The organism is Ottowia flava (assembly GCF_008017535.1).
Lineage (GTDB): Bacteria > Pseudomonadota > Gammaproteobacteria > Burkholderiales > Burkholderiaceae_C > Ottowia > Ottowia flava.
Genome location: NZ_VRUA01000013.1, coordinates 92,586 through 106,552, shown reverse-complemented (window position 1 = coordinate 106,552; position 13,967 = coordinate 92,586). Strand labels below are relative to the sequence as shown.

Annotated in this window: 12 protein-coding genes; 5 read left to right on the top strand and 7 right to left on the bottom strand. The window is 64.7% G+C overall.

Features of this window, described 5'->3' with window-relative positions; genetic code table 11:
* Positions 1-1,036 precede the first annotated feature (1,036 nt).
* Positions 1,037-1,540: an MltR family transcriptional regulator gene (locus FVQ98_RS13665; protein ID WP_147914002.1), complete on the top strand. Its 504-nt coding sequence runs from the start codon at positions 1,037-1,039 to the stop codon at positions 1,538-1,540.
* A gap of 78 nt (positions 1,541-1,618) precedes the next feature.
* Here the strand turns inward: FVQ98_RS13665 and FVQ98_RS19710 are convergent, their stop codons facing one another.
* Positions 1,619-1,837 (bottom strand): hypothetical protein, encoded by a 219-nt coding sequence (locus FVQ98_RS19710; protein WP_187265737.1) that lies wholly within the window; start codon positions 1,835-1,837, stop codon positions 1,619-1,621.
* A 302-nt stretch (positions 1,838-2,139) separates the two neighbouring features.
* On the opposite strand from FVQ98_RS19710, the gene FVQ98_RS13655 reads away from it, so the two are divergent.
* The 3 genes from FVQ98_RS13655 (at position 2,140) to FVQ98_RS13645 (ending at position 5,450) form a co-directional block, all read left to right on the top strand.
* On the top strand, positions 2,140-2,862 hold the full coding sequence (locus tag FVQ98_RS13655) for a hypothetical protein (protein ID WP_147914000.1): 723 nt from the start codon (positions 2,140-2,142) through the stop codon (positions 2,860-2,862).
* Between the two features lie 211 nt (positions 2,863-3,073).
* Positions 3,074-4,036 (top strand): Bug family tripartite tricarboxylate transporter substrate binding protein, encoded by a 963-nt coding sequence (locus FVQ98_RS13650; protein ID WP_147913999.1) that lies wholly within the window; start codon positions 3,074-3,076, stop codon positions 4,034-4,036.
* A 148-nt stretch (positions 4,037-4,184) separates the two neighbouring features.
* Positions 4,185-5,450 carry a phospholipase D-like domain-containing protein gene (locus FVQ98_RS13645; RefSeq protein ID WP_147913998.1) on the top strand — a complete coding sequence of 422 codons (1,266 nt, stop codon included), beginning with the start codon at positions 4,185-4,187 and terminating at the stop codon, positions 5,448-5,450.
* A gap of 33 nt (positions 5,451-5,483) precedes the next feature.
* Here FVQ98_RS13645 and FVQ98_RS13640 read toward each other — a convergent pair whose 3' ends face one another.
* Complete coding sequence (locus FVQ98_RS13640; RefSeq protein WP_255507778.1) at positions 5,484-6,368, bottom strand: LysR substrate-binding domain-containing protein; 885 nt, start codon at positions 6,366-6,368, stop codon at positions 5,484-5,486.
* A gap of 144 nt (positions 6,369-6,512) precedes the next feature.
* Here FVQ98_RS13640 and FVQ98_RS13635 point away from each other — a divergent pair, with 144 nt between their 5' ends.
* Positions 6,513-7,244 (top strand): FMN-dependent NADH-azoreductase, encoded by a 732-nt coding sequence (locus FVQ98_RS13635; protein WP_147913997.1) that lies wholly within the window; start codon positions 6,513-6,515, stop codon positions 7,242-7,244.
* 120 nt (positions 7,245-7,364) lie between these two features.
* Here the strand turns inward: FVQ98_RS13635 and FVQ98_RS13630 are convergent, their stop codons facing one another.
* The 5 genes from FVQ98_RS13630 to FVQ98_RS13610 all read right to left on the bottom strand — a co-directional run bounded on the left by FVQ98_RS13630 (position 7,365) and on the right by FVQ98_RS13610 (position 13,888).
* Positions 7,365-8,225, bottom strand: a complete 861-nt coding sequence (locus FVQ98_RS13630) for an isocitrate lyase/PEP mutase family protein (protein WP_147913996.1) — start codon at positions 8,223-8,225, stop codon at positions 7,365-7,367.
* A gap of 74 nt (positions 8,226-8,299) precedes the next feature.
* Positions 8,300-9,496: a 2-methylaconitate cis-trans isomerase PrpF gene (gene prpF, locus FVQ98_RS13625; RefSeq protein ID WP_147913995.1), complete on the bottom strand. Its 1,197-nt coding sequence runs from the start codon at positions 9,494-9,496 to the stop codon at positions 8,300-8,302.
* 60 nt (positions 9,497-9,556) lie between these two features.
* Positions 9,557-12,208 carry a Fe/S-dependent 2-methylisocitrate dehydratase AcnD gene (gene acnD, locus FVQ98_RS13620; RefSeq protein WP_147913994.1) on the bottom strand — a complete coding sequence of 884 codons (2,652 nt, stop codon included), beginning with the start codon at positions 12,206-12,208 and terminating at the stop codon, positions 9,557-9,559.
* A gap of 106 nt (positions 12,209-12,314) precedes the next feature.
* On the bottom strand, positions 12,315-13,493 hold the full coding sequence (gene prpC, locus FVQ98_RS13615; RefSeq protein WP_147913993.1) for a bifunctional 2-methylcitrate synthase/citrate synthase: 1,179 nt from the start codon (positions 13,491-13,493) through the stop codon (positions 12,315-12,317).
* Positions 13,490-13,888, bottom strand: a complete 399-nt coding sequence (locus tag FVQ98_RS13610; protein ID WP_147913992.1) for an acyl-CoA thioesterase — start codon at positions 13,886-13,888, stop codon at positions 13,490-13,492. Before FVQ98_RS13610 ends, prpC begins: the two co-directional genes overlap by 4 nt.
* Between the last annotated feature and the right edge of the window lie 79 nt (positions 13,889-13,967).

Genomic DNA, 13,967 nt, shown 5'->3' with positions numbered 1-13,967 from the left:
GACGCCATTGTTCCTGCCGCACACCGCTCACGCCATTCGGGCTTGACCGGGGTTTTGAACACCATCCTTAGGCGATTTTAGAACCACATAGGATTGCGCATGGATGTAGACAAAATTCTTAAAGCACGTGCTAATCGCGCATCCAGGATAGCGAGGCCTTTCAGCAACTTCTTTGACAACTATAGCCTTTGTCAATCAGCTGGAGAGCTTCTACTTTCGGATGAGATTGACGAAAAGATAATTTGCCTAGTGAGCCGTTCCGCGATAATTTCAACAGTCTCAGCAATAGAAGTATATTATCGAGACATACTGGACTTCAGCTTCCGGTACTGCTCGCAGGATTTCTTTAAGCCGCATCTAAAGACGTTGCACCCTGAAAAATTCGACGTTATTGATCTTATCAATCTATTTGATCACAACATTCACCCCTTGGAGATAGTTTCCTCGTCTCAATCGTTCCAAAATACTGATCGCATTGACAAAGTATTCTCCTATTTTCTCCCGTCAGGGGGGTTTTGGACTGCGATCCTTAACCTGCAAATTCGCCTGAAGGATCAACCAGATGACGTGGTTAGCTGGACCCACCTAGACTTTGATGGACTGAAGCGGACTTTCAAGCTTCGGCATGAGCTTGTCCATGACTCTTTCAACAACTAAAAATTTACCCCAGAAAATCTCGAAGATCTTCAACGATCTGCTCACATGGTCTTTGGCTCAGATGTCATCCTAAGTGCCAGAATTGAAGAAAACAAAGATCCAGACCTTGGCACAGAACCCGCCTAATAATTCATTCAAGCCGACTCCGTTTCGCGGCGCGGCTTAATTCAGGCGTTAAGTGCACCCCAGGTTTTTTATGCCAAATCCAGTATCAAATCACGCCTCAGCGCTCATCCAGCGTGCGCAGCCAGCTATGGTTTTTGGTGTTCAGCCCAATTTGGTGCCGCGCGCAGCGTCGGTGCACACGTCGCGCCTAACCCGGCAGTCCAGCCTCCCCGCCTTCGGCGGGCGGTTTGCTTCGATTCGTTAGACAGCGCATATGGCCAAGCCGCATGATCTGCACCTGTTCGACTGGAACAAGATGATCGACTCATTCCACAAGGAGTCAGATCGTGGTGCGGCAGTCTTGGTAGGCGGCTTCGTTGAGAACTACCTCGGCGTCTACTTGCAGTCCCTCGTGGTCGACCTAAAGGTAGCGGAAGACCTGTTTCAGGCCGTTGGGCCACTGTCAAGTTTCAATCAGCGCATCGCTGTGGCTCGCGCATTCGGATTCATCTCGAAGGGAGACTACGACGACCTCAACCTAATCCGTCGAATTCGCAATCACTTCGCGCACCACCCTCTGGAGGCTAGCTTCTCGGCGTCGCCGGTCGCGCAGTTGGCAACGCGCCTCTCAGAGCAAAAGACTGCTTCGGAGTCTCACTTGAACAGTCTGGAGGAGCGTAACAAATTGGCGTACCTATACTCTTGTGCACAGCTTTGTGGCCGCCTTCACCTTCGGATGGAGAAAAGAGAGAAGGCCGCAGAGGAGACACGGCGGTGACGCCGTTTAAAAAATTAGGGTCAGATAACAGTTTCAGCCACGGTGACCAAGCGTTACGGTTGGCTCCCATGTCGCGGGCTATCCTGCTCCTCTTTCATTCAGGGGGCCGTCATGGGAACGCATCCAAACCAAGATCTCTCGCAAGACGCGCGCCGGCACGAGCAGGACAGTGCGCATCACCCCCAAGGCGTTGATGCCGAGTACCGCCAGTGGCGTGACCAGCATATCGGGCAGATGGACGCGGATTTCGACGCTTGGAAGCGCGAGCGCCAGGGCGAAGCCTTCTCCGATTTCCATGGTTGGCGCAAGGCTCGCGCCGGGGGCTCGGCCTGACGCTTCTGCTTAGGCGGCAGGCGCCTTGAAGCCTTCCTTCGATCTGTCATAGCGGCCTACTGCCCGCGTCGCATGGTGTGGGCTGGCGCCAAGGCCAGTCAGCCTCACCGCGGGACGAACCCGCTGACCACGAATCCCTGGGGCTGGGCGCGGGCTTGCCTGGATCGGGCGGGCAGCCTGAGAGCGCCCCCAAAGACCGGACAATGTGACGCGCAACCACCCGCCTGAAACTCTGAAATTCATAGCTGGCTGCGCCTGCCCCACCTGTGTTCAAGCCGAATCTGGCGCAGTACCTGAAAGCCGCCGGCAACTACACCCATTCAACTCATCGCCCTGCCCCTGCCATGCTCGATCACCCCGCGTTTCAAGGCGCACCCCAGCTTGGTCAGTTCGCCAAGCATGGCGCCTGGGAAAGCGCCTGGGCGTGGGAGCGTGACCGTCCGCCCAGCCCAGCCGCGCTGCAGACGTACCTGGCAGGCGCCACCGAAGTCGCCTTTGAAGCCTTCTTCGGCCCGGCCTTCTTCGGCGTGCGGCTTCAGGCCGAAGCGCCCAAGATCGAAGCGTTGGCGCAGGCTTGTGTGTCAGCGCTGCACACGTCGATCGACGGGCCGCACTTTTTTTTCGCGCTTATCGGCGAGGCCACGGGCTTCCACGACCTTGGACGCTTGATCGCGTTCCTCGAAGTGGGGGCCGTCAACGCCTGGCGAACGGTGGGTTCGGTCCGCGCCGGGGCGCCGTCTTTGGCGCTGGCGCAGTTGGATGTGCTTTGGCAGGCTCTGGCCGATTCACCTTTGGCGCGCGATGCCTCGCACCGCAAGGCGGTGGAGTTGGCCGTGGCGTCGCCGCTGCCGCACTGGTTCGCCCTGCCGGTATCGTCGCAGCAGCCGCCTTACGAACTCGATCGCGATCTGCTGCGTGAGGCGCTCCGCTTCGCGGCGAAGACCGATGCGGTGCCCCACAGTGGGGTGCGCACCTCGGCGCAGCCATAATCGCTGCGTTTTGCATAGCTGGCTGCGCTGATCAGGCTTGGCCAAAACCCCGATTCGCATGTCAAATGGTGGCGCGGCGCCGTAACCCGTCCACCTCTGCCACAGCGACCATCGGCGCGGTGCGTCTTGGGGTCAGGCCTCATGCCGGATACAGCAGTCCGGCGCTAAGATGGTTTGCATTCATTCAACCTCCAACCGCTGTTCACCCAAGATGTTGCGCACATTCACTTCTCTGCTGGCCATCGGCCTGCTGGCCACCGCTGCCCACGCCCAGAGCTATCCCGACAAGCCGATCCGCATGGTCATCCCGTTCCCGCCGGGCGGGGGCACCGACATCCTGGGCCGCCTGGTGGCGCAGAAGCTGACCGAGGCGAACAAGTGGAACATCGTGCCGGACAACCGCGCAGGTGCGGGCGGCACGCTGGGCATCACCGAAGCCGCCAAGGGCAAGCCTGACGGCTACGACATGGTGATGGGCCAGAAAGACAACCTGGTCGTCGGCCCCTGGATCTACAAGAACCTGCCCTGGAACCCCACCAAGGACTTCGTCGCCGTGGCGCACGTCGCCTGGACGCCGGTGATCATCGCCACGAGCGTGAACAGCAAGTACAAGACTCTGGCCGACGTGGTCGCCGCGGCGAAGGCCGCGCCGGACACCATCACCTATGGCTCGCCCGGCAACGGCACCACCATCCACCTGTCGGGCGACCAGTTCGAGAAGGCCGCGGGCGTGAAGCTGCGCCACGTGCCGTACAAGGGCTCCAACCCTGCGATGCTGGATGCGCTGGCCGGCAACGTCGACCTGCTGGTGTCGAGCGTGCCGTCGGCCATGGGCCAGATCAAGGCGGGCAAGCTGCGCCCGCTGGCGGTGACCTCGGCCAAGCGGTCCACGTCGCTGCCCGACGTGCCGACGATCGCCGAAAGCGGCTACAAGGGCTTTGACATCAGCACCTGGTACGGCCTGCTGATGCCCGCAGGCACGCCCAAGGCGCAGGTGGAAACCATGAACGCCGCCGTCAACAAGCTGCTGGCCACGCCCGAGATGCAGAAAGCCATCCACGACCAAGGCGCCGAGCCGCAAGCGATGAGCGCCGACGCCTTTGGCAAGCAGCTGAACACCGACTACCACCTGTGGGAAAAGATCGTGCGCGACGCCGGCGTGAAGATCGAGTAAGGCAACACCCCGAACGAGCCCCACCCTGCCCGGCCCGTCCGGGCTTTTTTTTTCTGCTTCGGCCGCAGCGCGCCCGCGCCTCCGTCCTACGCGCAGCGCATGGGGCATCCCCTACGCTGCTCAGACCTTGAGAATCCGCCGCCCACGCATGTTCTGGACCATTGTCATCACCGCGGTCGTCACGCTGATCGCGACGGCGCTGGCGATGAATTTCGCCACGCCCGAAAAAAAGCTCGAGCGCAAGATCGAACACCGCTACGCCGTGGCGGACCCGCAGTTCCGACGCGAGATGGGCGTCATGCTCGGCCCGGCCATCGTGCCGGGCAACCTGGTCAAGGACCTGCAGAACGGCAAGGAAATCTTCCCGGCGATGCTGGCCGCGATCCAGGCGGCGCAGAAAACCATCACCTTCGAGACCTACATCTACTGGTCGGGCGACATCGGCGAGAAGATGAGCGAGGCGCTGGCCGAGCGGGCGCGCGCCGGCGTCAAGGTCTCGGTCATGCTGGACTGGATGGGCAGCCTCAAGATGGAAGACAAGTTGCTCAAGGCCATGGAGGACGCGGGTGTGCGCGTGCACCGCTACCGCCCGCTGCACTGGTACAACATCTCGCGCATGAACAACCGCACCCACCGCAAGCTGCTGGTGGTGGACGGCAAGGTGGCGTTCACCGGCGGCGTGGGCATTGCCGACCAATGGGAAGGCAGCGCCGAAGACCCCGACCACTGGCGTGACATGCACTTCCAGCTGACCGGCCCGGCGGTGGCGCAGTTTCAGGCGGCCTTCAACGACAACTGGATCAAGACCACGGGCGAAGTCCTCAACGGGCCGGATTACTTTCCGGCCCAGGAACGCACGGGCGACATGGACGCGCACCTGTTCATCGCCTCGCCCGCTGGGGGCAGCGAAAGCATGCACCTGATGGTGCTGATGGCGATCGCGGCGTCAGCGCAATCCATTGACCTGGAAGCCGCCTACTTCGTGCCCGACGAATTGGTCACGAAGGCGCTGCTGGCGGCGCGCGAGCGCGGCGTGCGCATCCGCATCATCGTGCCGGGCGAGCACATCGATTCGGACGCGGTTCGCCTGGCGTCCAAGGCCTCGTGGGGCCCGCTGCTGCAGGCCGGCATCGCCATCCACGAGTACGAGCCGACCATGATGCACAACAAGCTGCTGATCGTGGACAACGAAATGGTGTCGGTGGGGTCCACCAACTTCGACGTGCGCTCGTTCCGACTGAACGACGAGGCCAGCCTGAACGTGTACGACCGCGACTTCGCCGCCAAGATGACGCGCGAGTTCGAGGGCGATTTGGCCAAGACCCGCGCCTACACCTACGAAACCTGGGCCGCCCGCCCGCTGAAGGAAAAGCTGATCGAGCGCTTCGTGCTGCCGCTGAAGTCGCAGCTTTAACGGCGCCGCCTCGAAGCCAAGGCCGCCCGCCAATCAACGCGGCGCCAGTTCGGCGGCCGCCGCACCCAGCACCCAGTCGCGCACGGCCAGCACGTCCGCATCGCCCCGCCGCGCCTCAGGAAAAACCAGGTGAAACGGCTGCCCTGGCAGGTCGGGCCCGAACGGCCGCACCAGGCGGCCTTCGGCCAGTTCACGCACGATCAGCGCCTGGCTCATCAGGCCCACGCCCTGCCCCGCCAGCGCCGCGGCGATGACGTGCGTCTCGTCGTGGAACACCGGGCCAGCGCCCACGTCCAGCCCCGGCACCTGCGCCGCGCGCTGCCACACCGCCCAGTCCGACGGTGAGCTGCGCGCCCCCAGCGGCAGGAAATGCAGCAGCGTGTGGCGCGGCAGGCTGGACCGCTGGCGCAGCTTGAGCGCCGGGCTGCACGCGGGCACGAAGCGGTTGTCGACCAAGTGTTCGGCCACGAGCCCCGGCCACTGGCCGCCGCCGTAACGGATGGCCATGTCGGCGATCACGCCGTCCAGCGGCACCGGCTCGTGTGTGGCGTGGATGCGCAAATCCAGCCCCGGCCGCGCAGCGCGCAGCGCGGCGGTGTGCGTCAGCAGCAGACGCGCGATGGCGGGCGTGGTCGACAGCGTGAGCGTGCGCCGCTGCGGATGCGCGCGCAGCTTGTCGGTGGTCCAGGCGATGCGATCGAAGGCGTCGCTGGTGACCTGGCGCAATTCGTGCGCGGCGGGCGTGGGCACCAACCGGCGCGGCTGGCGCACGAACAGCGCCGTGCCCAGCCACTGCTCCAGCGCGCGCAGCTGGTGGCTGATGGCGGTGGGCGTGACCGACAGTTCCTGCGCTGCCAGTTGCGCGCTGCCCAAACGTGCCGTCGCCTCGAACGCGCGCAGGGCCGGCAGTGATGGCAAGCGCCGGGCACGGTGTACCTCGCTCGGTGGTGCGTGGATAGATGAATTTGGTTTTTCCATTCCGTGCAGAAAATATCGTTTGTCTCAGGATTTTTGGGTTTCTACAGTCGAGTCACCTTCACTTGATTGAAAAGGAACTCATCCATGACGACTGTACTTCACCTCGACGCCAGCGCCCGTCCAGGCCGCGCCGGCACCCACGCCCACGGCTCGCACACGCGCGCCCTGACCCACCGCTTTGTCGAGCGCTGGCGCGCGGCGCGACCGGGCGACACGGTCATCGTGCGCGACGTGGGCCAGACGCCGCCCGCCCACGTGTCATCCGACTGGGTGGCTGCCGCCTTCACCCCGCGCGCAGACCGAACAACGGCGCAGCGCCGCAGGCTCGCCGAAAGCGACGCGCTGATCGACGAGCTGCGCCGCGCCGACGTGCTGGTGCTGGGTGTGCCCATGTACAACTTCGGGCCGCCAGCGGCCTTCAAGGCCTGGATCGACCAGATCGTGCGCATCGGCGAAACCTTCGCCTACGAGCCGGCCCGCGCCGATTCGCCCTACGTGCCGCTGCTGGCCGATCGGCCGCGCCGAACTGTGCTGCTGAGCGCGCGAGGCGGCGACGGCTTCGACGCCGGTGGCGAGATGGCCCACATGAACCACCTGGACCCGGCGGTGGCGACGGCGCTGGGCTTTCTCGGTATCGATGGGCTCGCGCACATCGCGGTGGAGCACCAGGAACATGGCGGCGAAGCGCTGGCCAAATCGGTCGCACAAGCCCAAGCGCGGGTGGACGCGCTGGTGGACCGTTGGCTGCACCTTGAAGCTTCTCAGGCGCCCAGCGCTGGCGAACATGAGGACCGAGCCATCGCCGCTTGCGCCTGACGCAAGGCGCGCCAGGACGCCATCAAAATGCTAGCTGGCTGCGCAGACTGGACAAGGGCTGGAGTCGATTTTCATCTTGATATGACGGTACCAATCCACCGTCCCTACCCAATGGAGGAATCAAGCGTAGCGTGCCTCCAGCGCATCCCATTCGGGTTTGCCGACCAGGCGCTGGCGCTCGGCGAACGGCGTCACCAGGCCGCTGCTCTCCTGCACTTCCTTGTCGTCGCGCAGGGCAGTCAAGGCTTTTTGCATGCCGGCGATGGCGCCTTGCAGCGCGGCGTTGGCGTACAGCACGATGCCAAAGCCCAGTTCGCCCAACTGCTCGGCGTTGAAGATCGGCGTCTTGCCGCCGATCACCATGTTCATCAGCTGCGGCTGCTTCAGGCGCTGCGGCAGGGCGCACACTTCTTCGGCCTTGGTCACGGCTTCGACAAACAGGATGTCGGCGCCGGCTTCGGCGAATCTCTGCGCACGCTCCACCGCGGCTTCAAAACCCAGCGCGGCGGCGGCGTCGGTGCGCGCCATGATCATCAGGCCGCTGTCGCGCCGCGCGTCGACTGCGGCCTTGATCTTGCTTACGGCCTCGTCGGTGCCAATGACTTCCTTGCCGTTGAAGTGGCCACAGCGCTTGGGCGCGACCTGGTCTTCGAGCTGGATGCAGTCGGCGCCGGCGCGCTCCAGCGTGCGCACGGTGTGCACCACGTTCAGCGCGTTGCCAAAGCCGGTGTCGGCGTCAACGATCAGCGGCACGTCCACCGCGTCGCGGATCCGGGCCGTGTGGTCGGCGATCTCGGCCAGGCCCATGAAGCCCTGGTCCGGTATGCCAAACCACATGTTGGTCACGCCCGCGCCGGTGATGTAGATGGCCTGAAAGCCCAGGTCGGCGATCACCTTGGCCGACAGCGCGTTGAACGCGCCCGGAACGAGCAGGCCGCTGCGGGCCTCGACCAGGGTCTTCAGAGTTTGCTTGGTGTTCATATCCGTGTACTCTCAAATTGCTAGCTGTCCGCGCAAGTGGTACTAGGACCAGCGCGTGTTTTCGCTTGAAATCTTCAGCGCAGCACGTCGCCCGGGACGCGCACCGCGCCTTCCATCAGCACGCGCGCGCTGCGGCTCATCAGTGCTTTCTTCACCACCCACTGGCCGCCTTCCTGCGAGGCTTCCGCGCCCACGCGCAGGGTGCCCGAGGGGTGGCCGAAGCGCACCGCCTGGCGTTCACCACCGCCGGCCGCCAGATTGACCAGCGTGCCGGGTATGGCTGCTGCCGTGCCGATGGCCACGGCCGCCGTGCCCATCATGGCGTGGTGCAGTTGGCCCATGGAGAGCGCGCGCACCAGCAGGTCGACGTCAGCCGCCTTCACCGGCTTGCCGCTGGAGGCCACATAGTCCTGCGGCGGCGCGACGAAAGCGATTTTTGGCGTGTGCTGGCGCGTCGCGGCTTCGGCAGTGTCCTGGATCAGACCCATCTTCACGGCGCCCCAGGCGCGGATGGTCTCGAAGCGCTCCAGCGCCGCCTTGTCGCCGTTGATGACGGGTTGCAGTTCGGTCCCGGTGTAGCCGATGTCCTTGGCGTTCAGGAAGATGGTGGGAATGCCGGCGTTGATCAGCGTGGCCTGGAAGCTGCCGACGCCGGGCACGTCCAGGGTGTCGACCACATGCCCGGTAGGGAACATGGTGCCCCCGCCATCGCCTTCACCTTCATCCGCGGGGTCGAGAAATTCCAGTTGCACCTCGGCCGCGGGGAACGTCACGCCGTCGAGCTCAAAGTCGCCGGTCTCCTGCACCTGCCCATCGGTGATCGGCACATGCGACACGATGGTCTTGCCGATGTTGGCCTGCCAGATGCGCACCGTGCAGTGGCCGTTCTGCGGGATGCGATCGGCCGGGATGAAGCCGTTGCTGATGGCGAAGGGGCCGACCGCGGCCGACAGGTTGCCGCAGTTGCCCGACCAGTCCACGAACGGCTTGTCGACGGCGACTTGGCCAAAGAGGTAATCGACGTCGTGGTCGGGCTGGCTGCTCTGGGCAATGATCACGGTCTTGCTGGTGCTGGACGTGGCGGCGCCCATGCCGTCAATCTGTTTGCCGTAGGGGTCGGGGCTGCCGATCACGCGCATCAGCAGCGCGTCGCGCGCCGCGCCGGGTTGCTGCGCGGCTTCGGGCAGGTCTTGCAGGCGGAAGAACACGCCCTTGCTGGTGCCGCCACGCAGGTAGGTGGCGGGAATCTTGATCTGCGGTGCTTTGCTCATGTTTTGCTAGCTGTCTGCGCAAGGTGCTCTAGGGCCACAGGCGGATATCTATGGTATTCCTTACGCGGCGACCGGCGCATTGGCGGCCAGAAAATCCTGCGCAAAGCGTTGCAGCACGCCGCCAGCTTCATAGACCTGCACTTCTTCGGCGGTGTCCAGGCGGCAGCGCACGGACACCTCGAATGTCTCGCCGTTCTTGCGGTGCACCACCAGGTTCAGCATGCCGCCCGGCGTGGGCGTGCCGCTGACGTCGTAGGTCTCGCTGCCGTCGAGTGCCAAGGTCTTGCGGTTCACACCCATCGGGAACTCCAGCGGCAGCACGCCCATGCCGATCAGGTTGGTGCGGTGGATGCGCTCGAAGCCTTCGGCCACCACCACTTCCACTCCGGCCAGGCGCACGCCCTTGGCGGCCCAGTCGCGACTCGACCCCTGGCCGTAGTCGGCGCCAGCAATGATGATCAGCGGCTGATTGCGGTTCAGGTAGGTCTCGATGGCCTCCCACATGCGCACGACCTGCCGCTCGGGCTCGATGCGGGTCAGCGAGCCCTTCTTCACCTGCCCATCGACCACGGCCATTTCGTTGACGAGCTGCGGGTTGGCAAAGGTGGCACGCATGGCCGTCAGGTGGTCGCCGCGGTGCGTGGCGTAGGAGTTGAAGTCTTCTTCCGGCAGGCCCATCTTGGCCAGGTACTCGCCCGCGGCGCTGTTGGCCAGAATGGCATTGGAGGGCGACAGGTGATCGGTCGTGATGTTGTCCGGCAGCAGCGCCAGCGGGCGCATGCCCTTGAGCGTGCGCGGGTTGGCGGCCAGTGCGCCCACGCCCTCAGTGTCCCAGTAGGGCGGTCGGCGGATGTAGGTGGACTGCGGGCGCCAGTCGTACTGCGGCGCCACGCGCTCGCCGTTGTCCGCGCGAAGGGCGAACATCGGCTCGTAGACGGCGCGGAACTGCTCGGGCTTCACCGCTTTGGCCACGATGGCGTCGATTTCCTCGTCACTGGGCCAGATGTCCTTCAGCCGCACTGGGTTGCCCTGCAGGTCGATGCCCAGCACATCCTGCTCGATATCGAAGCGCACCGTGCCAGCGATGGCGTAGGCCACCACCAGCGGCGGCGACGCCAGGAAAGTCTGCTTGGCGTAGGGGTGGATACGGCCGTCGAAGTTGCGGTTGCCCGAGAGCACCGCCGTCGCGTACAGACCGCGGTCGATGATCTCCTGCTGGATCTTCGGGTCGAGCGCGCCGCTCATGCCGTTGCAGGTGGTGCAGGCGAAGCCCACTATGCCAAAGCCCAGCTTTTCCAGATCGCACAGCAGCTCGGCTTCTTCCAGGTACAGCTCCACCGCCTTCGAGCCGGGCGCCAGCGACGATTTCACCCAGGGCTTGCGCATGAGGCCGCGCGCATTGGCGTTGCGCGCCAGCAGCGCGGCGGCGATCACGTTGCGCGGGTTGGAAGTGTTGGTGCAGCTGGTGATGGCCGCGATAATCACGGCGCCATCGGGCAGCAGGCCTTCGGCCTCTTCGGCGCGGGCCATTTCGAGTTGGACGGCGCCGGCGATGCCGCGGTCGACCAGGGCCGAGGTCGGCAGGCGACGGTGCGGGTTGCTCGGGCCGGCCATGTTGCGCACCACGCTGTAGAGGTCGAACGTCAACACGCGCTCGTACTGCGCGCTGCGCAGGTCGTCGGCCCAGAAGCCGGCGGTCTTGGCATAGGTTTCGACCAGTTGCACCTGCGCTTCCTCGCGGCCGGTGAGGCGCAGGTAGGCGGTGGTCTGCTCGTCGATGTAGAACAGCGCCGCGGTGGCGCCGTACTCGGGACACATGTTGGAGATGGTGGCGCGGTCGCCGATCGACAGGCTGCTCGCGCCTTCGCCGAAGAACTCGACGTACGCGCCGACCACCTTTTCCTTGCGCAGGAATTCGGTCAGCGCCAGCACGATGTCGGTGGCGGTGATGCCGGCCTGGCGGCGGCCCGTGAGCTCGACGCCCACGATGTCGGGCAGGCGCATCCACGAGGCGCGGCCCAGCATCACGTTTTCGGCCTCCAGGCCTCCCACGCCCACGGCGATGACACCCAGCGCATCGACGTGCGGCGTGTGGCTGTCGGTGCCGACGCAGGTGTCGGGGAAGGCCAACTTTCCGTGTTCATCGTCCTGCACGTTCACGACAGGCGACATTTTTTCCAGGTTGATCTGGTGCATGATCCCGTTGCCCGCGGGGATCACGTCGACGTTGGCAAACGCCTTCTTGGTCCATTCGATGAAGTGGAAGCGGTCCTCGTTGCGGCGGTCCTCGATGGCGCGGTTCTTGCGAAAGGCATCGGGGTCGAAGCCGCCGCACTCCACGGCCAGCGAATGGTCCACGATGAGCTGCACCGGAACGACAGGGTTCACGGCGGCCGGGTCGCCACCCTCCTTCGCAATCGCGTCGCGCAACCCGGCCAAGTCCACCAGCGCGGTCTGGCCCAGGATGTCGTGGCACACCACGCGCACGGGGAACCACGGAAAGTCGATCTCGCGCTTGCGCTCGATGAGCTGGCCCAGGTAGGCGCTCAGTTGCGCCGGGTCGGCGCGGCGCACCAGGTTTTCGGCGTGCACACGCGCTGTGTAGGGCAGCTTCGCCCAGGCCCCGGGTTGAAGGGCATCGACGGCCTCGCGCGCGTCGAAGTACTGCAGGGACGTGCCGGGAAGGGGTTTGCGGTGGGCGGTGTTCGTCATCACGGGAGCTATGCTTTGAATAGCCGGCCGAGATTGTCCACCGCAGGTTTCAAGCACATTCGACCTGAAATCGGCGTGGAACGGGCGCGGCCAGCTATGATTTTCTTCAGGCGCGCGCGTCGATGGGCACGAACTGCTGGTCTTCCGGCCCGGTGTAGTTGGCGCTGGGTCGGATGATCTTGTTGTCCTGGCGCTGCTCGATCACGTGCGCGGCCCAGCCGCTGGTGCGCGCGATCACGAACAACGGCGTGAACATGGCCGTGGGCACGCCCATCATGTGGTAGCTGACGGCGCTGAACCAGTCGAGGTTGGGGAACATCTTCTTCACTTCCCACATCACGCTCTCCAGCCGCTCGGCAATGTCGTACATCTTGGTGCTGCCGGCTTCATCCGACAGCTGCTTGGCCACGCCTTTGATCACCACGTTGCGCGGGTCGCTCACGGTGTAGACGGGGTGGCCAAAGCCGATCACCACCTCCTTGGCGTCGACGCGGCGACGGATGTCGGCTTCGGCCTCGGCCGGGTTGTCGTAGCGCTTCTGGATCTCGAAGGCGACCTCGTTCGCGCCGCCGTGCTTGGGCCCGCGCAGCGCGCCGATGGCGCCGGCGATGCTCGAATACATGTCGCTGCCGGTGCCGGCGATCACGCGCGCGGTGAAGGTGCTGGCGTTGAATTCATGCTCGGCGTAGAGGTTCAGCGAGGTGTGCATGGCGCGCACCCAGCTGTGCGAGGGCGCCGCACCGTGCAACAGGTGCAGGAAGTGGCCGCCGATGGTGTCGTCGTCTGTCTCCACCTCGATGCGGCGGCCCGAATTGCTGAAGTGGTACCAGTACAGCAGCATGCTGCCCAGGCTGGCCATCAGCCGGTCGGCGATGTCGCGCGCGCCGGGCAGGTTGTGGTCGTCCTTCTCGGGCAGCGCGCAGCCCAGGGCCGACACCCCCGTGCGCATCACGTCCATCGGGTGGCTGGCGGCCGGCAGGTGCTCCAGCGCCGCCTTGACGCTGCCGGGCAGGCCGCGCAAGGCCTTGAGCTTGGCCTTGTAGGCCTTTAGCTCGGCGCGCGTGGGCAGCTTGCCGTGCACCAGCAGGTGAGCGATTTCCTCAAACTCGCATACCTCGGCCATGTCGAGGATGTCGTAGCCGCGGTAGTGCAGATCGTTGCCGGTGCGGCCCACGGTGCACAGCGCGGTGTTACCGGCGGTGACGCCGGATAAGGCCACGGATTTCTTGGGTTGGAAGGCGGGCGCGGCATCGGCCGCAACAGGGTTGGCAGTGGCGGTGGTCATGAGCGGGTCTTCTGATTCAGATAACGTGGATCGATGGCTTGGGGGCGGCCGTGGCCATTCACGGCGACCATGTCGAACACCCCCTTGAACACTTCTTCGCACGGCACGCCGGGCGCATCGGCCAGCCCGGTGACGCACACCGTCATCGAACTGCGGCCGACGCGGCTGACCCACGCGCGCAGCGTCAGCCGGTGGCCCACCGGCACGGGCGAGGTGAAGTCGATGCCGGTCACGCCGGCCATCACCACCTCGCACTGCGCCAGGCTGCGGGCGGCCAGAAACGCGGCCTTGGCCATTCGTTGCAGGCCTTCGCCCGCGAACAGCGTGCCGTGGTGATTGGCCATGGCGGGCAGCACGAGTTCGTGCAATTCGGTGGTTCCGCGGGGGCTTATCATGATTCGCAATTTACGCAAAATACCCACCCCAGAGAAGGACTGAAAGGGCGAATCCTTGCGAACCCATTGCCGCGAATTT

What these genes read in the sequence shown, in the direction of transcription:
- FVQ98_RS13665 (WP_147914002.1), top strand. Translation starts at nt 1,037, where the DNA reads ATGGCCAAGCCGCATGATCTGCACCTGTTCGACTGGAACAAGATGATC.
- FVQ98_RS13610 (WP_147913992.1), bottom strand. Translation starts at nt 13,888, where the DNA reads ATGATAAGCCCCCGCGGAACCACCGAATTGCACGAACTCGTGCTGCCC.
- FVQ98_RS13650 (WP_147913999.1), top strand. Translation starts at nt 3,074, where the DNA reads ATGTTGCGCACATTCACTTCTCTGCTGGCCATCGGCCTGCTGGCCACC.
- prpF (WP_147913995.1), bottom strand. Translation starts at nt 9,496, where the DNA reads ATGAGCAAAGCACCGCAGATCAAGATTCCCGCCACCTACCTGCGTGGC.
- acnD (WP_147913994.1), bottom strand. Translation starts at nt 12,208, where the DNA reads ATGACGAACACCGCCCACCGCAAACCCCTTCCCGGCACGTCCCTGCAG.
- FVQ98_RS13635 (WP_147913997.1), top strand. Translation starts at nt 6,513, where the DNA reads ATGACGACTGTACTTCACCTCGACGCCAGCGCCCGTCCAGGCCGCGCC.
- FVQ98_RS13630 (WP_147913996.1), bottom strand. Translation starts at nt 8,225, where the DNA reads ATGAACACCAAGCAAACTCTGAAGACCCTGGTCGAGGCCCGCAGCGGC.
- FVQ98_RS19710 (WP_187265737.1), bottom strand. Translation starts at nt 1,837, where the DNA reads ATGGAAATCGGAGAAGGCTTCGCCCTGGCGCTCGCGCTTCCAAGCGTC.
- prpC (WP_147913993.1), bottom strand. Translation starts at nt 13,493, where the DNA reads ATGACCACCGCCACTGCCAACCCTGTTGCGGCCGATGCCGCGCCCGCC.
- FVQ98_RS13645 (WP_147913998.1), top strand. Translation starts at nt 4,185, where the DNA reads ATGTTCTGGACCATTGTCATCACCGCGGTCGTCACGCTGATCGCGACG.